The sequence below is a fragment of the Amycolatopsis sp. FU40 genome, from assembly GCF_021903635.1.
Taxonomy (GTDB): domain Bacteria; phylum Actinomycetota; class Actinomycetes; order Mycobacteriales; family Pseudonocardiaceae; genus Amycolatopsis; species Amycolatopsis dendrobii.
On record NZ_CP091381.1, the window covers coordinates 8,097,322 to 8,118,417 of the forward strand.

The following is a 21,096-nucleotide window of genomic DNA, read 5'->3' on the forward strand; positions in this document are numbered from 1 at the left end:
AGGTCGAAGCTAGATCAACGGCCCCCGGAACTTGGCAGTCCCCGGGACAAGCTGAACAGTCCCCAGCCCGCCGTGCGCGTTCGCGTACGCCAGCTCCCGCGAAAGATCCCCAACCCCGTTCGTACCCGGCTGTGGCAGCAGGTTCAGCGTGCTCAGCACTCCGAGCGCATTGCCGTCGCGGTCGAGGAAGCCGCTGCCGGAGTCGCCGGGGATGCCGGGGGTCACCGTGAGCACCGTGTGGCTCCAGCCGCCGCCGGTGTCGCCCAGGCTGGTGCCCTGTTTGGGGGACAACTGGGTGATTCCGCCGCGCAACTCCGAATTGCCGTAGCTGAGCACGGTGCCCAGTTGTTTCGTGCCGGTCGTGTTCACTCCGGTCGGCCCGCCCCAGAACGGCAGGCTCGGGTTGACCTTCGACACGTCCGCGGGGTCGACCTTCACGAGGGCGAGGTCGTTGTACTGGCAGGTGTTCGCGTCCGCTTCGTGGCGGGATTGCATGGTCAGCCACGAGTTGTAGACGAGCGTTCCCGGCTTGCTCGCCCCGGTGATCTCGACTGGGGTGCCGATCGGGAGCGAACCGGCGGAGCAGCCGTTCGTTTCGGTCGAACCGCCGGTGCCGGAGCAGTGCGCGGCCTGTCCGAGGAAGACGTCGGTTCCGTTGCTGTACACGAAGTTCGAGGTGCATTGCGCACCGTTGGTGTGCGTCTGCACCCCGGGGTGCACGGCGGCGGTGTCCGCGGGGGCCCAGCTCGGGGTCGCGGCCCAAGCAGTCGCGGGCAGCAACGCGGCGGCGGTGGCCAGTGCCGTCACCGCACTGGCTCGGGCCAGTGGTCGAGGGGTCTTCATCGGGCTCCCTTCGAAAAGCCAGCACTCACTCGGACGTGTGCTACTGACTGGTAGGCATCGCCGGTACATCACACCAGAGAGTGGTGCCAGTCACAACCGTTGTGACCCTGGGTGACTATTGACCTAGAGCTAGCTAGAGGTTGCAGACTGGCCGCATGGCTGGGGAATGGAACATCGAGGCAGCAGACGTCGACGCCTACCTAGCGCGCGTAGGGCAGCGCCGGGAGGAACCGTCCGTCGCGGCGCTGGAGCGGTTGGCGCGGGCGCACGTCGAGGCGATCCCGTTCGAGAACGTCGACGTGGTGATCGGCCGGCATCGCGGGATCGAACTGGAGGTCGTCAGCGAGAAGCTCGTCGGGCGGCGGCGGGGCGGGTACTGCTACGAGCAGGCCGGGTTGTTCGCGGCCGTCGCGGAGCAGTTGGGTTACCAGGTCCAGCGCACGGTCGCGCGGGTCCAGCCGCGGAAGAGCGGGCCGTATACGCACATGACGCTCGTGATCACCGTTGAGGGGCAACAGTTTCTCGTGGACGTCGGCTTCGGAGCCGGGATCCTGGCTCCGATGCCGTTGATTGACGGGGCCGAAGTGGACCAAGCCGGGTGGACCCACCGGATGACCCTGCGCGACGGCTGGTGGGTGCTGCAGAAACAGGACGGCGACGGCTGGGACGACCTGCACGAGGTGCTGCCGCTGGTGCACAGCCGCCCGATCGACTACCAGGTGTTCCACCACTACACGTCCACGCACCCGAAGTCCCCGTTCACCGGGCGGGTCGTGGTGATGCGGCTCGAACCGGGACGGTTCCGCAGGCTGCTCGGGCGCGAGTACCAGGAAAGCCACCCGGACGGCACGGTCGAGACGCGCACGATCGAACCGGTCGATCTCGGCAAGACGCTCGAGGACCTCGACGTTTTCCTTGCCGAAGACGAATTGGCGGCACTGCTCGAGACCTACTGAAACAACTCCGCGGCGGCCAGCGGCCGGCCCAGGTGGTAGCCCTGGGCCTGGTCGCAGCCCAGTTCCCGCAGCAGCGCCAGTTCCTCCGCCGTCTCGACGCCTTCCGCCACCACCGTCAGATCCACCGCGTGCGCCATCGCGATGATGCTCGTGACGATCGCGGCCGCGTCGCGGGAGTCTGCTATTCCGGTGATGAAGGACCGGTCGATCTTGAGCGTGTCCAGCGTCAGCCGACGCAGCTGGGCCAGCGAAGAATAGCCAGTGCCGAAGTCGTCGATGGCCAGCAAAACGCCGAGGGAACGCAAGGCGGACAACACTTCCGCGGCCGCCGACGTATCGCGCATGAGGGCGCTTTCGGTGACTTCCAGCGTCAGCGAACCGGGCGGCAGGCCGGTGGTGGCCAGTGCGTCGCGGACCGCGGGCACCAGGTGCGGGTCGTCCAGCTGCCGGACCGAGAGGTTGACCTTCAGGCTGAGGTCAAGGCCCCGGCCGGAGCGCAGGGCGGCCAGTTCGCGCGTGGTGTCGCGCAGGACGTACTTGCCCAGCACGTTGATCAGTTCGCTTTCCTCGGCCAGCGGGATGAATTCCGCGGGCGAGATCGCGCCGTGTTTCGGATGGGTCCAGCGCAGCAAGGCCTCGACGCCGACCATTTCGCCGGTGCGCAGGTCGACCACCGGCTGGTAAGCGGGCCATAGCTGTCCACTGTGGACAGCGTCGCGAAGGTCCTGTTCCATCCGCAGCCGACGCTGCATGCGCCTCCGCAGAGCGACGTCGAAGAACTCGAACCGGCCGCGGCCGCGGGCTTTCGCTTGGTACATCGCGACATCCGCGTCGCGCAACAGATCCTCCGCGCTGCGGCGGTCGCCCGGCTCCACGAGCACGATGCCCATGCTCGCGTCCAGATGCAGCTGCCTGCCGTGCACCGAAACCGGTTCCGCCAGCACCGACCGCAGGTGCGCGGCGAACACGCCGACCTGCGCCGGACCGGTCGTCGCGGACGTGACGACCACGAACTCGTCGCCGCCCAGCCTGCCGACGACGTCGTCGGGGCCGGTGGCCCGGCGCAGCCGTTCGCCCGCGATGCGCAGGACCTGGTCGCCGACCGGGTGGCCGAGGGAATCGTTGATCAGCTTGAACTTGTCCAGGTCGAGGAACAGCACGGCGGCCGCCTCGGCGCTGTCGCGGCGGTCGAGCCGGTCAAGGACCAGGGTGCGGTTGGCGAGCCGGGTCAGCGGGTCGTGCGTCGCCTCGTGGGCCAGCCGGGCGCTGATCGCGCGGCGTTCGGTGATGTCGGTGAAGGACGTGACCACCGAGACGCCCTTCGGATCGTCCGAATCGAGCAACCGCGAGGTCAGCGACACCCACACGTCGCGGCCGTCCGGGCGGCGCAGGCGCACGACCAGTCCGTTGTGCGTGACCCCGGTGCGGCGCGTGTGCATGGACGGCAGCTCGTCGTCCGGGATCCGGTTGCCGTCCTCGTCGAACAGCACGAGCGTCGTGCACGGCACGCCGAGCAGGTCCGCTTCGGGGACGCCGAGGATGCGGCAGGCGGACGGGTTCGCTGACTGGATGAGTCCGGTCGGGCCGATCACCAGCACGCCCTCGTCGAGCGCGGCGACGACCGTCGCGTAGTGCTGTTCGACGCGACGACGTGCGGTTTCGTCCGTGCAGACCAGGAGGAAGCCGTCGACGGTCTCGGTCGCGGACACCCGGACCTGCCGCGGCGAGCCGTCCCGGCCGCGGTGGGTTTGCTCGGCGATCCCGTCGCGGATCGACGCCGGTTCCGGGTCGATGCCGAGCACCTCGTGCACTCGCCTGCCGAGCGCTTCCGGGGCCGGCCAGCCGTAGACGGTCTCGGCGGCCGGGTTCCAGCCGGTGACGATGCCCTCGGCGGTGATCGTGACGATGGCGTCGCTGACGTGTGTGACCAGCGCTTCCTGCGCGCGGACGGCAGCCGCGGCGGCGTGTTTGACGGTGCTGTCGCGGATCACCACCTGGTACGACGGCGGATTCGAGTCGCTCGTGCGCATCGAAACGGTTTCCGCCACGAATTTGCTCCCGTCCAACCGTTTCAGCACCGCTTCGCGGGGTTCCGCACTGGGATCCTCGAGCAGCTGCGTGGATTCGGCAGCCACGAAGTCCGCGAACTCGCGGCTGACGACCTCGTGCGCCGCCCGCGCCGCGAACAGGTCGAGCGCGGCCTGGTTGGCGTAGGTGACGACGCCGCCCGAGTACACGCAGATCGCGTCCGGGCTCTGCTCCATCAGCAGCTGGTACCGGTCGGACAGTTCCGCGAGGTCGGACTTCTCCTCCGCCGTTTCCGCGACCGCCGAGGCGACGCCGAGCAGGCCGGTCGTGTGGTCCTGTTCGCCGACGGTCCGGGCACGCAGCCGGATGCGGCGCGGGGTGCCGTCGGGACCGTCCTGCGGCTGTTCGAGTTCGAAATCGCGGCCGGGCGGGGTGCGGCGGAGGTTCGCGGTGAGCGGGCGGAGCAACTCGGTGAGCCGGTCGCACAGCTCCTTGCCGGTCGCGCCGGGGAGGCCGAGCACCGCGTCGAGGCCGGGCAGCCAGGTGAGGGTCGCCGGTTCGGAGGCATGCAGGGAGAACAGGACCCCCGCGCCCGCGTCCGGCCGCAGGCCCGCGAGCTGGGCGCGCCGGGTGATTCCACCCGGTTCACCGGCCAGGGCGTCAGCCTCCATGGTGCTTCCGATCCCCCTTGTCGGCGTATGGCCCGTCGATTACACCACCGAGTGAAGCCTGTGTATATCCGCACGGGGAGCTGCTTGCGTCACTCGTCCGGACGCAGACGGCGGGTGCTAACGGGCGATGCGGGGCACGCTGCGCAGTCGCGGACCCCACACGAGCAGGCCGAAGTGGGCCGCACAGGCATGTCCGAGGACGGTCACGACGGAGGCCAGACTGGCCGGATCGTCGGTCACGTAGACGCCGATAACGAATAGCTCAAGGGCCACGATCCCGGCGATCCGAGCCCTCCCGCGAAGCAGCGCGACGAGCACGCCGGCGGTGGTGAGGAAGCCGTAGCTGACGCCGATGTCGAGCCAGCGGCCCGCGGAATGCGGCAGGACGTCGGTGTGGATCAGGGCCATGACCGGCAGTTCGGTGGCGATCGTGGCGAGCACGTGCCCGCTGAAGAAGACCAGAGCCGTCCGGAGCCCGCCGAATCGACGTTCGAACGGGGCTACGGCGATCGCGAAGATCACCGCGTACGGCAGCCAGCCGCCGTCAGCGATCCAGAACGCGCTGGTCAGGAGTGCGGTGAGGGGGTGGCGCGCCATGTTGTGCGCGTCGGTGCTGGAGACCGCGAGGAGTTTGCCGGTGAGCTTCGAACTGCCGAACCGGATGAGCAGCGAGGTGCCGAGGAGCAGGACGAGGTAGCCGAAGGTGAACGGCGTGGACCGCGGGCTCGGGACGAGGTTCAGCCAGGCTCGCTTCGGCCGCCAGCTCACGGGGACGGCGGCCAGGAAGGCGGGCCTTGGCGTCGGCTGGACGAGGTCGTCCTCCGTCAGCACGGCCGTTGCCGCCGGGGAGCCGAGGACGTCGGCCAAAGGGGTTCCGCCTGCCTGGGTCGTGGCCGTGCTCGCGGCCGGTTCGAGGATCGGCGCCGTCGGGTCCGAAGCCGGGGTGCGCAGCCAGCTCAAGGATCGCCACTTCCGGGGGGTTCCCGTGGTGGCAGCACTGCGTGCCGGGCGGGGCGCCGGGTCCGGCTCGCGCAGCGACATGCGTCCAGAGTGGCTGGGCATGCTGGGATTTTGGCTAAGCGCAGCTGTGAATGCGCTGTGATTCACACCCGCTAGAGTGAGCACTCTGGGTAGAAGGTTTCGCTCTTTGTCACCCGTTCGGTGGCCGCATCCGGTAGGAATAGGCCACTCCTGGTGAAAGGTCTCGCTGGTGAACGACGAGGTTTCGGTCGCCGAGCTGTTGGTGCGCGAAGGACACGAACGACGGATTCCGCCGCCGTCCCGGTCCCGGTGGCGCATGGTTTCGGTGATGCTCGCGGTGATCGTCGGCTGCGGCGCGGCGGCCATGCTCGTCTCGTACGGGACCACGGCGAACGACGGGGCCGCTCGGATCACCGAGATGCGCGTGATCGAGATGCCGGACCGCACCGGCGGCGCAGGCGGCGTCGACGAGACGAACCCGCCGACGCCCACCGGCGAGGAGACCGAAGAGGGCACTGCCGGCGTCGGGGACGCGCCTTCCAGCCGGGCGAACGTCAATCCGTTCGGCGAGCACAGCACCTCGGAACACCCGGCTGATTCCGCTCCGCCGCGTCCGTCGTCGAGCGAGCAGCCGGAAACCACCGGCCCGACCGGGCCGACTGGACCGGCACCGTCGTCGTCGAGCACGTCGGGGCCGTCGAGCTCCAGCCAGCCGTCGTCGCCGAGCAGCCACGAGCCGCCGTGCGTCCTGAACATCATTTGCCTTTAGAACCCTGAGCGCCCGCTGAGCGCGGCACGCGCGCTCCGGCGGAACTCGGCATGATCGGCCGCGTGCCGAATACAAAGCTGCGCGCCTGGCTTCTCGAAGGCGAGCACAAGCGCGCCCAGCAGATGACCGGTGGCAAACGGGAGACCAAAAAGGCCGAACAGCCGTGGTGGAAGGTCATGTGCCTCACCGGTGTCGACTACTTCTCCACCCTGGGATATCAGCCGGGCATCGCCGCGCTCGCGGCCGGAGTGCTGTCGCCGCTGGCCACTGTGGTGCTGGTGGTGCTGACGCTCGCCGGCGCGCTGCCGATTTACCGCCGGGTCGCGCGGGAAAGCCCGCACGGCCAGGGATCGATCGCGATGCTGGAGAAGTTGCTGTCCCGGTGGGGCGGCAAGTTGCTGGTGCTGGCGTTGCTCGGATTCGCTGCCACGGACTTCGTCATCACGGTCACGCTGTCCGCGGCCGACGCGACCGCGCACGTTATCGAGAATCCGTTTGTCCCGGCTGCGCTGCATGGCGGGCAGGTCTGGATCACGTTGGTGCTCATCGCGTTGCTGGGGGCGGTGTTTCTCAAGGGGTTCGCCGAGGCGATCGGAGTCGCGGTGGTGCTCGTCGGGGTCTATCTCGCGCTGAACGTCGTGGTGGTGGTTACCGCGTTGGCACATGTTTTCGGGGCGCCGCAGTTGATTGTGGACTGGCAGAACCTGTTGATCAGCGAGCATCCCAACCCTTGGTTGATGGTGGGGGTGGCGTTGGTGGTGTTTCCGAAGCTGGCGCTGGGGTTGTCCGGGTTTGAGACTGGGGTTTCGGTGATGCCGCTGGTCCGCGGGGCCAGCGGGGACACGGAGGCGGATCCGGTCGGACGGATCCGGAACACAAGGCGGTTGCTGCTTACTGCGGCGCTGATCATGAGCGCGTTCTTGATTACGTCGAGTTTCGCTACTGCGGTGTTGATTCCGCAGCAGGAGTTCCAGGCTGGCGGCAAGGCCAGCGGGCGTGCGCTGGCCTACCTGGCGCACAGCTATCTCGGCGACGGCTTCGGCACGGTGTACGACGTCAGCACGATCGCGATCCTGTGGTTTGCCGGGGCGTCGGCGATGGCCGGGTTGCTGAATATCGTGCCTCGGTATTTGCCGCGGTACGGGATGGCTCCGGATTGGGCTCGGGCTACGCGGCCGTTGGTGATCGTGGTTTCGGTCATCGCGTTCGTGATCACGCTGATCTTTGACGCTGACGTTGAGGCGCAAGGCGGAGCGTATGCGACTGGTGTGCTGGTGCTGATCTCGTCGGCCTCGGTCGCGGTCGCCTTGTCTGCCCGACGGCTCAAGCAACGGGCGTTCTGGGCTTATCTGGTGATCACGCTGGTGTTCTTGTACACGACAGTCGCGAACATCGTGGAGCGGCCCGAGGGGGTGAAGATCGCGGGGTTCTTCATCGGGGCGATCGTGGTGACCTCGTTGATCTCCCGGGCTACCCGGTCGTTGGAGCTGCGGGTCGAGAAGGTCGAGTTCGACGCGGCGGCCCAGCGGATCGTGGACAAGGCGGTGCGGTCCGGGGCGGTTCGGATCATCGCCAATGAGCCGGATGCCCGGGACGCGGAGGAGTATCGGGAGAAGGAGCAGGAGGCCCGGGAGGACAATCATATTCCTCGGGACAGCGCGTTGTTCTTTCTTGAGGTTACTATTTCGGATGCGTCCGATTTTGAGACGACCTTGCGGGTGCATGGGGAGAAGCGGGCCGGGTATCGGATTTTGCGGATGAAGAGTCCGTCTATCGCTAATGCTATTGCTGCGGTGTTGTTGCATCTGCGGGATGAGACTGGGATGCGGCCGCATATTTACTTTGCTTGGACTGAGGGGAATCCGTTTAAGTTTTTGGTTCGGTATTTGTTTTCGGGGGATGGGGATGTGCCGCCGGTTACCCGGGAGGTGTTGCGGCGGGCGGAGCCGGATCCGCATCTGCGGCCGTTGGTGCATGTGGGGTGATTGGGGTTTCGGCTCGTCGCCTGGCGGCGACATCGGCCGTCTTGGGTTGCGTGGGGCACCCCGAAGGTTGAGTGTGCTGACGGTTCGGGGGTGCTTGTCAAGGCGGGAAAGATGCCTTGACAAGCACCCCCGAACCGCAGGGCGGCTTCGTATCGGGGTGCGGGGGAGGGGCTGGGTGCCTCGATGGTTGGGTGCAGCGGCTGCGGTTTGGTGAGTGGGGCTAGCGCCCCAATGTGGCATTGGGTGCATGTGGCGCACCCAATGTGGCGTTCGGTGCGTGTGACGCAACCAATGCGGCATTGGGTGCGTCCTGGCGATGCTGCGGGCGGGCGTGGTCCGTGAAGGGGCCCTTGAGGGAATCGGGCAGAGTGCGGCTAGGGCGGTTAGGCGGTTGGCCAGCAGGTCGATGTCTGCTGCTGTCGTGCGGTGCTGCTGAGCAGGCCGATCGAGCCGGGCCTCGGCGTGAAGCTCGCGGATCGGCTGCTTACGGCAGCAGGTCTTCCTCCCGCTTCCGGCCAAGGTGGTTGAACAGCAGGTTCAGCACGAAGGCCAGCACCGCGGCGACGGTGATCGGGCTGCCGCAGATCGTCCGCAGCCAGGCGGGGAAATGCTGGAAGAACACCGAGTTGCCGAACCGGTCGAGGCCGAACGCGGGGAGCAGTCCGACGCCGAGGGCGACTGAGACCACGAAAGCGTTGTGGTTGCCGGAGAAGTCGACCTTCTTGAGCGTCTGCACGCCGACGACCCCGACCATCGCGAACATCACCACCGCGACGCCGCCGACGACCGGTTCCGGGATCGCGGCGATGAACGCGCCGATCTTCGGCACCAGGCCCATCACGACGAGCATGCCGCCGGTCGTCGCGACCACCCAGCGGCTGCGCACGCCGGTCATCTGCACCAGCCCGACGTTCTGCGCGAACGCGGTGTCCGGGAAGGAGTTCATGAATCCGCCGAAGATCGCGGACAGCCCGTCGGTCGCCAGGCCGCGCGAGAGGTCGGCAGGAGTGACCGGGCGGCCGGTGATCTCGCCGACCGCGATCAGGTCAGCGGTCGTTTCGGTGAACGACACCAGCATCACCACGCACATCGACACCACGGCGGCGACCGGGAACGTCGGTGCTCCGAAGTGGAATGGCGAGGCCAGCCCGAACCAGCTCGCGTCGCCGACGCCGGAGAAGTGCGTGCGGCCGAGCGGAATCGCGATCAGGACGCCGGCGATCAGCGCGACCAGCGGGCCGATCTGGCCGAGGAACCCGCGCAGCACCCGGGTGAACAGCACCACCAGCGCGATCACGCCGAACGCCAGTCCGAGGTTCGCCGGATCGCCGTAAGACGGGTCGCCGGTGTCGTGGCCGCCGATCATCGCCGTGCCGGGGCCGAGCAGCGAGATCCCGATGACCAGCAGCAGCGTCCCGGACACCAGCGGCGGGAAGAACCGGATCAGCGCGGCGAACGGCCGGGCGATCAGCAGCCCGAACACGCCGGAGGCGATCATCGCGCCGTACACCGCGGTGATCCCGTACTGCGCGGCGATCAGGATCATCGGGTTGACCACGGTGAACGTCGCGCCCGCGACGACCGGAAGCCGGACGCCGAACAGCCGCCCGATGCCGACCGACTGGACCAAAGTGGCCAGTCCGGCGACGAACAGGTCGGCGTTCACCAGCAGCGCGATCGACGCGTTGTCCAGGTGCAGCGCGCTGCCGATGACCAGCGGCACGGCGATACAGCCGGTGTACATGATCGCCATGTGCTGCAGTCCGAGCAGAAGCAGCCGTCCGGCGGGAAGGCCCCGGTCGACCGGGTGCGCGGCGTTGGTCATGAGCGGCTCCTTCTGTGTGGTCCCGCCGGATTATCGCTGCACATACCGCCGGTTTGTGTGTGACCATGCCAGCATGACTGCACGACCTCCGTTCCGTGCCGATCATGTAGGGAGCCTGCTGCGGCCGGCGGTGCTGCGCGAAGCGCGGCGCGACCACGCGGCGGGGGAGATCTCCGCCGAACAACTGCGAGCCGTCGAGGACGACGCGATCCGCGACGTCGTGAAGATGCAGAAGGCGGCCGGGCTCGAATCGGCGACCGACGGCGAGTTCCGCCGGTCCTCGTGGCACATGGACTTCATCTACGCGCTCGGCGGCGTCTCGCGCAGCGACGAGCGGCTGCACGTGAAATTCCACAATCTGGCCGGTGACCTGGAGTTCAGCCCGCCGGGGTTGCAGGTCGACGGCAAGGTGCGCCTCGACGAACCGATCTTCGCCGACCACTTCGAGTTCCTGAAGGCGCACACCGACCCGGGCATCACGCCGAAGCTGACCATCCCGTCGCCGAGCATGGTCTATTACCGCGGCGGCCGGGCGGCGGTGAGCGAAACCGTGTACCCGGAACTGGACGAGTTCTTCGCCGACCTCAGCGCGGCGTACGCGGAGCAGTTGCGCGCGATGAGTGCGCTGGGCTGCACGTATCTGCAGCTGGACGACACGAGCCTGGCGTATCTCAACGACCCGAAGCAGCGCGAACTCGTCGCGCGCATGGGCAGCGACCCGGACACCATGCACCTGCGCAACATCTCGACGATCAACGCCGCGCTCGCCGGGAAACCGGACGACCTGACCGTGACGACGCACCTGTGCCGCGGCAATTTCCGCTCCTCGTGGGTGGCGTCCGGGAGCTACGAGTTCGTCGCCGAGGCGCTGTTCGGCGAACTGGCGGTGGACGGGTTCTTCCTGGAGTACGACGACGAGCGCTCCGGCGGGTTCGAGCCGTTGCGGTTCGTGCCGAAGGGAAAGCGGGTCGTGCTCGGGCTCGTGACCAGCAAACGGCCGGAGCTGGAAGACCCGGACGCGCTGGTGCGGCGGATCGAGGAGGCGTCGCGGTACGTGGACGTGGACCAGCTGTGCTTGTCGCCGCAATGCGGGTTCTCGTCCACGGAGGAGGGAAACGACCTGACCGCCACTGAGCAGCTGCGGAAGCTGGAGCTGATCGTGTCGACGGCGGAGCGGGTCTGGGGCCGCTCGTGATCACCTGCGTTGTGGACTACGTGATCGACCCGGAGAAGATCGCGGACTTCGAACGCTTCGCCGCCGAATGGATGCGCCTGGTGCGCCGCGAGGGCGGCGTGCACCACGGGTATTTCCTGCCCGCAGAAGGGGCCAGCGACGAGGCGAGGGCGTTGTTCAGCTTCGAAAGCCTGGCCGCCTACGAGCGGTACCGGACCCTGTTCGGAGTGGACCCGCAGTTCGTGGCGGCGGATCGGATCCGAGACGAGAGCGGGTGCGTGATCCGGTACCGGCGGACGTTCATGCGGCCGCTGCTGCCGGAATGATCACGCGAGGTAGCGCGACAGCTGGGCGGATCCGTCCAGCATCGCGTGCGCCCGGGCGGTGAGCCGGGAACGCCAGGTGCGCAAAGCTTCTTCCAGCGGCGCGACCCCGCCCGCGTGCCGGACTTGATCGAGCACTGCGGCGATCCGGGCGAGTGGATAGCCGCCGCGGCGCAGTTGATGGGCGAGGCGGGCGTCGCGGACCACGGCCGGCGGGTAGCGGCGGTTTCCGGCGTGGTCTCGCTCCGGCTGGAGGATCCCGGCGGCCTCCCATTTGCGCAGCGTGGCGGGGTGCACGGACAGCTGGTGCGCGAGCGCGCCGATCGACGGCACGGTCTGGCGTACGTCCGGTTCTTGGGTCAGGTTGCGCAGGGCGTGCTCGACCTCGGTGAGGGTGCCGCGGTCGCGCAGCAGTTCGGCGTGCCCCTCGTCGATCAGCTGGAACGCGGTGTCTTCCGAACGCTCGTTGACCGCGCGGAGGATCGCTGCCGCGCGGGCGTGGCCGAAGCCGGGGCGCAGGGCGAGGAAGGCGCGCAACGCTTGCGCGTGGTGTTCGGTGTACGTCCGGTAGCCCTGCGGTCCGCGTTCGGCGGGCGGGAGGATGCCGTCCTCCTCGTAGTTGCGGACGGCCTGGGTCGACAAGCCGTGCTCGCGGGCTAGGTCCTTCGGACGCATGTCACCTCCGGTTTGAGGGTTTATCCGCTATTCAACCAGGTGGTTCGCGGCAAAGTGCCAATAGAGAGTTCAACGATACGGTCAAAGCAATGAAGACCTTCGACGACTTCCTCGCCCACCGTTCGCCGACCCTGCTCGGACTCGGCGAGCCCACGCACTGGACCGAGGCGTTCCCGTTGTTCCGCAACGAAATCTTCCAGCACCTCGTCCTCGAACACGGCTATCGCTCGATCGCGCTGGAGAGCGACTGCCTGGCCGGACGGTTGGTCGACCGCTACGTGACCACCGGCGAAGGCGACCTCGACAAGGTGCTGGCCACCGGGTTCAGCCATGGCTTCGGAGCGTTCCCGTCGAACCGTGCGCTGGTCGAGTGGCTGCGCGACCACAACGCCGGTCGCGCGCTCGAAGACCAGGTCCGCTTCCACGGCTTCGACGCCCCGCTGGAGATGGCGAGCGCACCCAGCCCGCGCGCGGTGCTCGCCGAACTGCACGGCTTCTTGTCCGAGCACCTTGACGACGTGCCGCACGACGTCGCGACCATCGAGCGGCTGGCCGGCGACGACGCGGCTTGGGCGGACGAAGCGGCGATGTGGGACGGTTCTCAGTCCAAAGGGGACAGTCCGGACGCACGTGAGCTGCGGTTAGTCGCCGACGACCTCGCGGGCCACTTCGAACGGGCCCGCCCGGCGTTGCCCGAGGGTGGCGATCTGCTCGCCCGGACCGCGGTCGGGCTCTGTCGCTACCACTCGCTGATGGCCGACACGGCGCCGGAACGGATGGGTCGGCTAGGGGCGCAGCGCGATGCGATGATGGCGGACAACCTGCTCGCGTTGCCGGGTGCCTTCGTCTCCGCGCACAACCAGCATCTTCAGCGGCGTGCGGCCTCGATGATGGGTGCGCGGTGGTGGAGCGCGGGCGCGCAGGTCGCGCACCGGCTTGGTGACCGGTATGTGTTCATTGCCACCGATTTCGGCTCGTCCGATGGGGTAGCGGCACCCGCACCGGGGACGCTGCAGGCGTATCTCGCCGCGACGGTCCAGGACCGTGAACTGGTCGAAACCGCCGGAATCGACCCCGGACTGCCCGCGCGGACCGGCGACGGACGCGGGTATCTCCCGTTCGACGCGGTCGAGGCGGCGGACGCGATCGCGTTCCTGCACCGGGTGTGACCGCTGCTCCTCGACGATCTTGGCCGAGGTGTGCTCAGATGGAGCCCGGGATGTCGGGAGGAGCGAGATGAGCACCGAGACCGTTCTCGTCGTGGGCAGCGGGCAAAGCGGCTTCCAGGCCGCGGCGTCCTTGCGGGACAAGGGGTTCGCCGGCCGCGTGGTTCTGATCGGGGACGAGCCGGGGGTGCCGTATCAGCGGCCGCCGCTGTCGAAGGCGTACCTGGCGGGCAGCGCGGGCGCCGAGCAGCTGGTGCTGCGGCCGGAGGACTACTTCGCCGAGAAGGACATCGAGCTGGTCCGCGGCCGGGTCGCCGCGATCGACCGGGACGCGGCGAAAGTCCGGCTCGAGGACGGTACGGAGCTGGGGTACGACCATGTGGTGCTGGCCACTGGCGCGCGCAACCGTGCGCTGCCGGTGCCCGGTGCCGACCTCGAAGGCGTCCTGATGCTGCGCACCCGCGAGGACGCCGACCGGCTGCGGACCTCGCTCGAAGCGGCGGGCGACGTCGTGGTGATCGGCGGCGGGTTCATCGGGCTGGAGTTCGCCTCGCACGCCGGCCGTCCGGTCACCGTGGTGGAGGCGCAGGACCGGCTGCTGGCGCGGGTCGCGTCGCCGGAGATCTCGGAGTTTTTCGCCGACCATCACCGGGCGGCTGGGCACACGCTGCTGCTGGGCGCCGGGGTCACCGCACTGCACGGGTCCGGTCGCGTGGAGTCGGTTGAGCTCTCCGACGGACGACGGCTGCCCGCGGACCTCGTGGTCGTCGCGGTCGGCGTGTTGCCGGAGACGACGCTGGCCGAGGCGGCTGGTCTTGAAGTGCGCAACGGCGTGGTCGTGGACGAACACTTGCGCACCGAGGACCCGAAGATTTTCGCGATCGGCGACTGCGCGTGCTTCCCGTGCGTCCAGGCCGGCGCCGCGACCCGGTTGGAATCCGTGCAGAACGCCGTCGACCAGGCCCGTTCGGTGGCCGCGGCGATCGCCGGGGAACCGGCGCGCTACGACAGCCTGCCGTGGTTCTGGACCGACCAGACCGGTGCGAAACTGCAGATCGCGGGCATCCTCGACGCCGCCGACCGGACTGTGGTCACTGGGGACCGGTCTGCCGGGAAGTTCTCGGTGTTGTCCTTCCGCGACGACGTGCTGATCGCCGTCGAATCGGTCAACCGCGCGCCGGACCACATCGCCGCGCGCCGGCTTTTCGCGGCGGAACCGCATCCGGCGTACGCGGATCTGGAAGCCAGCTCGTTTGATCTGAAAGCACACCTGAAGTCGCGCACCGCGGCTTGATCGGAGGTTCCGTTGCGCACGCAGGTCGCCGTGATCGGTGCCGGCCCGGCCGGGTTGCTGCTGTCGTATCTGCTGCACCAAGCGGGTGTCGAGGCTGTTGTGCTCGAAGCCCGCGACCGCGAGTACGTGCGGCAACGCGTGCGCGCCGGGGTCTGCGAACAACCGACGGTCGACCTGCTCACGGAGATCGGCCTCGGCGGCCGGTTGGCCGCGGAAGGCTTGCCGCACGAGGGGTTCTCGCTTCGATTCGACGGTGCCGACCACCGCATCGCGCTCACCGAGCTGACCGGCAAGGCGATCACGGTGTACGGGCAGCAGGAGATTGTGAAAGACCTCGTGGATGCGCACGAGGCCGCGGACCTGCCGCTGCACTTCGAGGTTTCGGAAGTCGCTCTGTCCGCATTGGACACTTCGCGCCCCGTGGTGCGCTACCGCGATTCCTCTGGTGCCCTGCAAACCCTGGAATGCGACGCCGTGGCAGGCTGCGACGGTTTCCACGGCGTCTCGCGTCCGTCCATTCCGGACGGTGTGCTGGCGACCTTCGAACGGGAGTACCCCTTTGCTTGGCTCGGGGTGCTGGCGCGGACGCCGCCGTCGCATGAGGAGCTGATCTACACCCATCATCCGCGGGGCTTCGCCTTGCACAGCATGCGTTCCCCGGATGTCACGCGGTTGTACCTCCAGGTTGCCCCGACGGAAGATCTGGCTGCCTGGTCGGATGACCGGATCTGGACGGAACTGTCGACGCGCCTGGCGGTCGACGGGGAGTTCACCCTGCAAGAGGGGCCGATCCTGGACAAGGGCATCACGCCGATGCGGAGCTTCGTCACCGAACCCATGCGCCACGGCCGGTTGTTCCTGGCGGGCGACGCGGCGCACATCGTGCCGCCGACCGGGGCCAAAGGAATGAACCTGGCCGTCGCGGACGTCGTGGTGCTGTCGCGGGCTTTGGTGGCTCTGCTGCAGGGGGATCCGTCGCTGGCAGAGTCCTATTCGGACACTTGCCTGCGCCGGGTGTGGCGGGCGGAGCACTTCTCGTGGTTCATGACGACGATGCTGCACGTGGACCCGGGGGCGGATGCGTTTGCCCAGCGGTTGCAGCTGTCGCAGTTGCGGTACACGGCTTCGTCTAGGGCGGCGGCTGCCAGTTTGGCGGAGAACTACGTGGGGTTGCCGTTCGCCTGAGTGCGTAGCGATAAGCGGGGGCGGGATGCTGGACGACGAACTGGCCGACATCGTCGGGGACCTTCGTCGACTCGGTGGCGACGATGCCGACGTCGAAGCCAAGCGCGCCGAGGACCGCCTGCCTCAATCGGTTCGCACACGGTCTCCGCGTTCGCCAATACGCGTGGTGGAGTGCTGATTCTCGGGCTCGACGAGGCCTCGGGGTTCAGCGCGAACGGCGTGCGCGACCCGGCGAAAATGACTGCCGACCTGTCCGCGGTCTGCGCCGACGAGATGGAGCCGCCGCTGCGGCCCTTGATCAGGACGCATCGTTTCGAGGGTGCTGACCTCGTCGTGGCCGAGGTCCCCGCGCTCGACAGCCGCAGCAGGCCCTGTTTCGCCAAGCGGCTCGGAATGGCGCAGGGCAGCTACGTCCGGGTCGCGGACGGGGACCGGCGGCTCAGCGGGTACGAGGTCCATCTCATGGTGGCCAACCGGGGTCAGCCGCGAGACGACGAGGAGCCGGTTTCTGAAGCAAGTCTTGCCGACTTGGACTCCGAACTCGTCTCGACGTTCGTCGGGCGGCTTAAACAGCAGCGGCCCTACGCGTTCGCGGACCTTTCGCGAGAGGATGTTCTGCGCAGGGTCAAGGTTCTCGTCGATGACCGGGTGACTGTCGCGGGGTTGCTGGCACTCGGGCGCTATCCGCAGCACTTCTTTCCTCAGCTGATGATTTCCTTCGTGCACTACCCGACGCTGGAAGGGGCAGACCTCCGCACTGGAGACAGATTCCTCGACAACCGGGTTCTCGAAGGGGCGATCCCCACGATGGTCCGCGACGCGCTGGCTGTGCTTCGGGCGAACATGTCACGCCGGGCGACGGTGCGCGGCGCCGGGCGCATCGACAGCTGGGAGTACCCAGAACCAGCGCTGCGCGAGGCCGTGGTCAATGCGTTGGCCCATCGCGACTATTCGCCAGAATCTCGTGGTGCCCAGGTGCAGATCGAGATGTACCCGGACCGGCTCGTCATTCGTAATCCCGGCGGCCTATACGGGCCGGTTACCGAAGACACCTTGGGGGAGGAAGGTGTTTCTTCGGCGCGGAACGCCACTTTGCTCAAGCTGCTCGAGGACGTGCCGCTGCCGGGCACGGCGCGCACCGTGTGCGAGAACCGCGGCTCGGGAATCCGCACGATGCTCATGGCGTTGCGGGACGCCTCGCTGAGTCCGCCGCGGTTCGTCGACAAGATCTCCTTTTTCCGGGTCGATTTTCCGAATCACGCGTTGATCAGCGACGAGGTTGTCGCCTGGATTCGAGCGCTGGGGGAATACGGGCTCACCGACAGCCAGTGCCTCGGGCTGGCCATGAGCAAAGCCGGAGAAGTCCTGGACAACCATTCCTACCGCAGTGCGACCGGGGTGGACTCGCGGCGCGCGACTGCCGAACTCGGCGACCTGGTGGCGCGCGGCCTGCTGCGGCAGACCGGAAGCCGACGGTGGGCGCGCTACGAACTCGTCGCTTCGGCCGGCACCGGTCTTCGGACGAGCGGCAGGCGGGACCGGCGGCGAGAGGTGCTGGATGCCTTGGGCTCTGCCGAACTGGCTCGGGCCGAACTGGCGGTGCTGCTGGACATGCCGGACAAGACGGTGTCCCGATGGTTGCGCGTGCTTCGAGACGAGGAGCTGGTCGAGCTGATCGGCGAGTCCCCGCGCAGCCCGAACGCGCGCTACCGGCGCACCGGCAAGGTCATGCCCGGCGAATAACCCACACACCTGGTCAACCCAAGGTTGACGCAATCCGATCGTCAACCTACAGTTGACGACATGACCGACTCAGTGAAGCTCGACGACCTCATCAGCGCCATCAAGGCCAACAATGAAAAAGACGCCCTCGCCCAGCTCACCGACGCCGTGTACGTCGGCCAGCATCTCGGCGACGTCGCTGACCACCTGATCGGCCACTTCGTCGACCAGGCCCGGCGCAGCGGGGCCTCCTGGACCGACATCGGGGCCAGCATGGGCGTGTCCAAACAGGCCGCCCAGAAGAGATTCGTTCCGAAGACCGACGATTCGTCCGGCGGAATACAACGGATGTTCGGCCGCTACACCGACCGGGCGCGGCACGTCATCGTCGCGGCTCAGCAGGCGGCCATCGACGGCAAGAGCCCCGAAATCGACACCGTGCACCTGCTGCTCGGCCTGCTCTCCGAGCCGGACGCGCTGGCGGCGGGTGCGATTGTCGCTCAAGGGATCACCCTCGAAGCGGTCAAGGAAGCGGCCGAAGCGAGGCTGCCGGAGCCAGTCGACGAGGCTCCCGAGAAGGTGCCGTTCGCGCCCGCGGGCAAGAAGACTCTCGAACTCACCCTGCGCGAGGGGCTGCGGCTCGGGCACAACTACATCGGCACCGAGCACATTCTCCTCGCCTTGCTGGAACAGGGCGAGGGCGCGGGCTACGAAGTCCTCGCCGCACTGGGGGTCGACAAGGAAAAGTCCGAAACGAAGATCAAGGAATACCTCGCGGAAATTCTCAGCACCTTGCAAAAATGATCGCCATCGCGCTCGCGGTGCTGTTCATCTTGACCCTGATATAGAGACGGGCTCTCCCCGAGGGCAAAGGGAGAGCCCGTCTTCAGCAAGAGAAAATCAGGCTTCGACCTCGGACTGGTCCCCGGCCCACAGCGTGTGGAACGAGCCGGGACGGTCGACCCGCCGGTAGGTGTGCGCGCCGAAGAAGTCGCGTTGTCCCTGCACCAGCGCGGCCGGCAACCGGTCCGCGCGCAGGCCGTCGTAGTAGGCCAGTGCGGTCGAGAAGCCGGGCGTCGGAATGCCGAGGCGGACCGCCGTCGAGATGACCGAACGCCACGAGTCCTGCGCGTTTTCCACCGCCGCCCGGAAGCCGCCGGACGTGAGGAGCGTCGGGAGGCCCGGTTCCGCGGCGTAGGCGGACGTGATGTCGTTCAGGAACTTCGCCCGGATGATGCAGCCGCCGCGCCAGATCGAGGCGACGCGGCCGAGGTCGATGTCCCAGTTGTACTCCGCGGCACCGGCCTGGATCTGGTTGAAGCCCTGCGCATACGCGACGACCTTCGACGCGTACAGCGCCTGCTCGACGTCGTCCGCGAAGGTCTCCAGCGCGGACCCGGTCAGCGGCGTGCGCGCCGGGCCGCCCAGGCCGCGTGCGGCCGAACGCAAGCCCGTGGACCCGGAGAGCGACCGTGCGAACACGGCTTCCGCGATGCCGCTGATCGGCACGCCGAGGTCGAGCCCGATCTGCACGGTCCAGCGGCCGGTGCCCTTCTGCTCCGCCGCGTCCTCGACGACGTCGACGAACGGCTTGCCGGACGCGCCGTCGACGTGCTTGAGCACCTGGGCGGTGATCTCGATCAAGTACGAGTCGAGCCGCCCGGTGTTCCAGGTGCCGAACACGTCGGCGATCTCCGCCGGGGAGTAGCCCGCCGCGCCGCGCAGCAGGTCGAACGACTCGGCGATCAGCTGCATGTCGGCGTACTCGATGCCGTTGTGCACCATTTTGACGAAATGCCCGGCCCCGTCGGCGCCGACGTGCGTGCAGCACGGTTCGCCGTCGACCTTCGCCGAGATGTCCTCGAACAGCGGCCCGAGCGACTCGTAGGACTCCTTCGACCCGCCGGGCATGATGCTCGGCCCGTGCAGCGCGCCTTCCTCGCCGCCGGACACGCCGGTGCCGACGAAGTGCAGGCCGCGTTCGCGCAGCGCCTGCTCGCGGCGGCGAGTGTCCGCGAAGTGCGCGTTGCCCGCGTCCACGATCACGTCGCCCGGCTCCAGCAGCGGCGCGAACTCCTCGATGACGGCGTCGGTCGGGCCGCCCGCCTTCACCATGATCACGATCTGCCGCGGCCGCTCCAGCGCGTCGACGAACTCCTGCGCGGAGTACGCCGGGATGAAGTCGCCCTCGTCGCCGAACTGCTCGACGAGCGAGCGCGTCCGCTCCTCGGAGCGGTTGTGCAGGGCGACGGTGTGCCCGTGCCGGGCCAGGTTCCGCGCCAGGTTGCGGCCCATGACCGCGAGGCCGGTAACCCCGATGCTCGCCTTCTTGCTCATCCGAAACCTTTCCGAAAACCTCTGCCGGATTCCGAGCCTAGCCACAAAACCGGTGCTCACGAGAAGCAGCGGATCGGGCCCCCGTTCCAGGCCAGCATGTCCTTCAGCGGAGCCACCAGATCGAGTGGCGCACCCCACCCTTCGCCGTCGAGTTCGGCATACGCCCGGTGCAGGTTCCCGGCGAGCCGCTCCTGCTCGGTCAACTCGGCGAACCGGCCGAGGTCGGTCGCCTTCGCCTGTTCCAGCGGCGAGCGTCCGGCCGCCTTGCCGGTCTCCGCCGCGCGCTGGACGAGTTCGAGGTAGTCGTCGACCGCGTCCACCGCTTCGAGGCCGCACACCGGACCGTGGCCGGGCAGGATGACCGCCGGATCGAGTTCGCGGATCACGTTCAGCGCGGCCCGCCAGCCCGCCACCGACCCCATCAGCGCGAACGGGCTCCCGCCGTTGAACACCAGGTCTCCGGAGTACAGCAGCCGCTGTTCGGGAAGCCAGACCAGGACGTCGTTGGTGGTGTGCGCGGCGTGCCCGGGATGGATGAGGTCGATCCGGGTCTGCCCGGCGTAGATGGTGACCGTGTCGTCGAAGACCAGGTCGGGCACGCGCAGTTCGAGCTTGCCCCACTCGCTGTCGGTGAAGACGCCCTCATACCGCTGGATTCCGTCGGCCAGCAGCGTCTCGCGGGTCTTGCGGTGGCCGACGACGGTGGCGCCGCCGACCAGATAGTTGCCGTTGGTGTGGTCGCCGTGGTGATGCGTGTTGACGAGCGTCGTGACCGGGCCGGCGGTGTCGCCGACGGCCGAAAGCAGGGCACGCGTCCGCCGTTCGGTCGCGCATGTGTCGATAAGCACAGCGTGCCCGTCGGCGTCGACGAAGCCGCAATTGTTGATGAACCAGGAACCGTCGGGCTGGACGTAGCCGAACGCGCCGTCTGCCAGCTGTTTGACGCTCGCCGCGCCGGGGGATCGATCGATCACGCCGACACTATGCCGCCAGGGCCGCCGATGCGGGGTGTTCGCGGCTCAGCTGTGCCCGGAAGTCTCCTCTTAGTCCGAATGGAGTAGCCGAGATGTCCGGGGCGCCCGGAATCCACTGCTCCGGCAGGGTGACATGCCGGGTGACTGGCGTTCTCGCGCATTTCCTGAAACGCTGCCGGGTGTCATCA

The 21,096-nt window shown here is 68.1% G+C and carries 17 protein-coding genes; 10 read left to right on the forward strand and 7 right to left on the reverse strand.

The genetic code is table 11. The annotated features are described in order from the left end of the window. Window positions 1–9: 9 nt before the first annotated feature. On the reverse strand, window positions 10–843 hold the full coding sequence (locus tag L3Q65_RS38305; RefSeq protein ID WP_237597859.1) for a serine protease: 834 nt from the start codon (window positions 841–843) through the stop codon (window positions 10–12). 155 nt (window positions 844–998) lie between these two features. Between L3Q65_RS38305 and L3Q65_RS38310 the strand changes: the two genes are divergently transcribed. Then, the gene (locus L3Q65_RS38310; protein ID WP_182893860.1) at window positions 999–1,799 is read left to right on the forward strand and encodes an arylamine N-acetyltransferase; all 801 of its coding nucleotides are present in this window, start codon (window positions 999–1,001) and stop codon (window positions 1,797–1,799) included. Here L3Q65_RS38310 and L3Q65_RS38315 read toward each other — a convergent pair. Both L3Q65_RS38315 and L3Q65_RS38320 read right to left on the reverse strand, forming a co-directional pair. Next, entirely contained in the window at window positions 1,793–4,498 is a 2,706-nt protein-coding gene (locus tag L3Q65_RS38315; protein WP_182893861.1) for an EAL domain-containing protein, read from the reverse strand. The genes L3Q65_RS38310 and L3Q65_RS38315 overlap by 7 nt on opposite strands. A gap of 117 nt (window positions 4,499–4,615) precedes the next feature. Continuing rightward, window positions 4,616–5,458: a rhomboid-like protein gene (locus tag L3Q65_RS38320; RefSeq protein WP_237597860.1), complete on the reverse strand. Its 843-nt coding sequence runs from the start codon at window positions 5,456–5,458 to the stop codon at window positions 4,616–4,618. A gap of 250 nt (window positions 5,459–5,708) precedes the next feature. On the opposite strand from L3Q65_RS38320, the gene L3Q65_RS38325 reads away from it, so the two are divergent. Further along, window positions 5,709–6,248, forward strand: a complete 540-nt coding sequence (locus L3Q65_RS38325) for a hypothetical protein (protein ID WP_182893863.1) — start codon at window positions 5,709–5,711, stop codon at window positions 6,246–6,248. A gap of 50 nt (window positions 6,249–6,298) precedes the next feature. Further along, on the forward strand, window positions 6,299–8,233 hold the full coding sequence (locus L3Q65_RS38330) for an APC family permease (protein ID WP_182893864.1): 1,935 nt from the start codon (window positions 6,299–6,301) through the stop codon (window positions 8,231–8,233). Between the two features lie 484 nt (window positions 8,234–8,717). On the opposite strand, the gene L3Q65_RS38335 is transcribed toward L3Q65_RS38330, so the two are convergent. Continuing rightward, window positions 8,718–10,058 (reverse strand): nucleobase:cation symporter-2 family protein, encoded by a 1,341-nt coding sequence (locus tag L3Q65_RS38335; RefSeq protein ID WP_182893868.1) that lies wholly within the window; start codon window positions 10,056–10,058, stop codon window positions 8,718–8,720. A gap of 73 nt (window positions 10,059–10,131) precedes the next feature. Here L3Q65_RS38335 and L3Q65_RS38340 point away from each other — a divergent pair, with 73 nt between their 5' ends. Both L3Q65_RS38340 and L3Q65_RS38345 read left to right on the forward strand, forming a co-directional pair. Beyond that, window positions 10,132–11,253: a 5-methyltetrahydropteroyltriglutamate--homocysteine S-methyltransferase gene (locus L3Q65_RS38340; RefSeq protein ID WP_182893869.1), complete on the forward strand. Its 1,122-nt coding sequence runs from the start codon at window positions 10,132–10,134 to the stop codon at window positions 11,251–11,253. After that, window positions 11,250–11,558 carry an NIPSNAP family protein gene (locus L3Q65_RS38345; protein ID WP_237597861.1) on the forward strand — a complete coding sequence of 103 codons (309 nt, stop codon included), beginning with the start codon at window positions 11,250–11,252 and terminating at the stop codon, window positions 11,556–11,558. The genes L3Q65_RS38340 and L3Q65_RS38345 overlap by 4 nt, the downstream gene beginning before the upstream one ends. On the opposite strand, the gene L3Q65_RS38350 is transcribed toward L3Q65_RS38345, so the two are convergent. After that, window positions 11,559–12,230, reverse strand: coding sequence for a MerR family transcriptional regulator (locus tag L3Q65_RS38350; protein WP_237597862.1), 672 nt, complete (start codon window positions 12,228–12,230; stop codon window positions 11,559–11,561). A gap of 89 nt (window positions 12,231–12,319) precedes the next feature. On the opposite strand from L3Q65_RS38350, the gene L3Q65_RS38355 reads away from it, so the two are divergent. The 5 genes from L3Q65_RS38355 to L3Q65_RS38375 all read left to right on the forward strand — a co-directional run bounded on the left by L3Q65_RS38355 (window position 12,320) and on the right by L3Q65_RS38375 (window position 18,401). After that, window positions 12,320–13,399, forward strand: coding sequence for an erythromycin esterase family protein (locus L3Q65_RS38355; protein WP_182893871.1), 1,080 nt, complete (start codon window positions 12,320–12,322; stop codon window positions 13,397–13,399). Between the two features lie 67 nt (window positions 13,400–13,466). Then, window positions 13,467–14,690: an NAD(P)/FAD-dependent oxidoreductase gene (locus L3Q65_RS38360; RefSeq protein ID WP_182893872.1), complete on the forward strand. Its 1,224-nt coding sequence runs from the start codon at window positions 13,467–13,469 to the stop codon at window positions 14,688–14,690. A gap of 12 nt (window positions 14,691–14,702) precedes the next feature. Then, window positions 14,703–15,875, forward strand: a complete 1,173-nt coding sequence (locus L3Q65_RS38365) for a 4-hydroxybenzoate 3-monooxygenase (RefSeq protein ID WP_182893873.1) — start codon at window positions 14,703–14,705, stop codon at window positions 15,873–15,875. A gap of 171 nt (window positions 15,876–16,046) precedes the next feature. Continuing rightward, window positions 16,047–17,618, forward strand: coding sequence for an ATP-binding protein (locus tag L3Q65_RS38370; RefSeq protein WP_237597863.1), 1,572 nt, complete (start codon window positions 16,047–16,049; stop codon window positions 17,616–17,618). A gap of 60 nt (window positions 17,619–17,678) precedes the next feature. Beyond that, a complete protein-coding gene (locus L3Q65_RS38375) occupies window positions 17,679–18,401 on the forward strand; it encodes a Clp protease N-terminal domain-containing protein (RefSeq protein WP_182893874.1) in 723 nt (240 codons plus the stop codon). 96 nt (window positions 18,402–18,497) lie between these two features. Here the strand turns inward: L3Q65_RS38375 and gndA are convergent, their stop codons facing one another. Together gndA and L3Q65_RS38385 are read right to left on the reverse strand one after the other, a co-directional pair. Continuing rightward, on the reverse strand, window positions 18,498–19,934 hold the full coding sequence (gene gndA / locus L3Q65_RS38380; protein WP_237597864.1) for an NADP-dependent phosphogluconate dehydrogenase: 1,437 nt from the start codon (window positions 19,932–19,934) through the stop codon (window positions 18,498–18,500). A gap of 56 nt (window positions 19,935–19,990) precedes the next feature. Next, window positions 19,991–20,908, reverse strand: a complete 918-nt coding sequence (locus L3Q65_RS38385; protein WP_237597865.1) for an MBL fold metallo-hydrolase — start codon at window positions 20,906–20,908, stop codon at window positions 19,991–19,993. Window positions 20,909–21,096 lie beyond the last annotated feature (188 nt).

Bases quoted from the DNA above. Each gene is read 5' to 3' on its own strand.
- L3Q65_RS38305 (WP_237597859.1), bottom strand. From the start codon at position 843: ATGAAGACCCCTCGACCACTGGCCCGAGCCAGTGCGGTGACGGCACTG.
- L3Q65_RS38310 (WP_182893860.1), top strand. From the start codon at position 999: ATGGCTGGGGAATGGAACATCGAGGCAGCAGACGTCGACGCCTACCTA.
- L3Q65_RS38315 (WP_182893861.1), bottom strand. From the start codon at position 4,498: ATGGAGGCTGACGCCCTGGCCGGTGAACCGGGTGGAATCACCCGGCGC.
- L3Q65_RS38330 (WP_182893864.1), top strand. From the start codon at position 6,299: ATGATCGGCCGCGTGCCGAATACAAAGCTGCGCGCCTGGCTTCTCGAA.
- L3Q65_RS38335 (WP_182893868.1), bottom strand. From the start codon at position 10,058: ATGACCAACGCCGCGCACCCGGTCGACCGGGGCCTTCCCGCCGGACGG.
- L3Q65_RS38340 (WP_182893869.1), top strand. From the start codon at position 10,132: ATGACTGCACGACCTCCGTTCCGTGCCGATCATGTAGGGAGCCTGCTG.
- L3Q65_RS38350 (WP_237597862.1), bottom strand. From the start codon at position 12,230: ATGCGTCCGAAGGACCTAGCCCGCGAGCACGGCTTGTCGACCCAGGCC.
- L3Q65_RS38355 (WP_182893871.1), top strand. From the start codon at position 12,320: ATGAAGACCTTCGACGACTTCCTCGCCCACCGTTCGCCGACCCTGCTC.
- L3Q65_RS38360 (WP_182893872.1), top strand. From the start codon at position 13,467: ATGAGCACCGAGACCGTTCTCGTCGTGGGCAGCGGGCAAAGCGGCTTC.
- L3Q65_RS38375 (WP_182893874.1), top strand. From the start codon at position 17,679: ATGACCGACTCAGTGAAGCTCGACGACCTCATCAGCGCCATCAAGGCC.
- gndA (WP_237597864.1), bottom strand. From the start codon at position 19,934: ATGAGCAAGAAGGCGAGCATCGGGGTTACCGGCCTCGCGGTCATGGGC.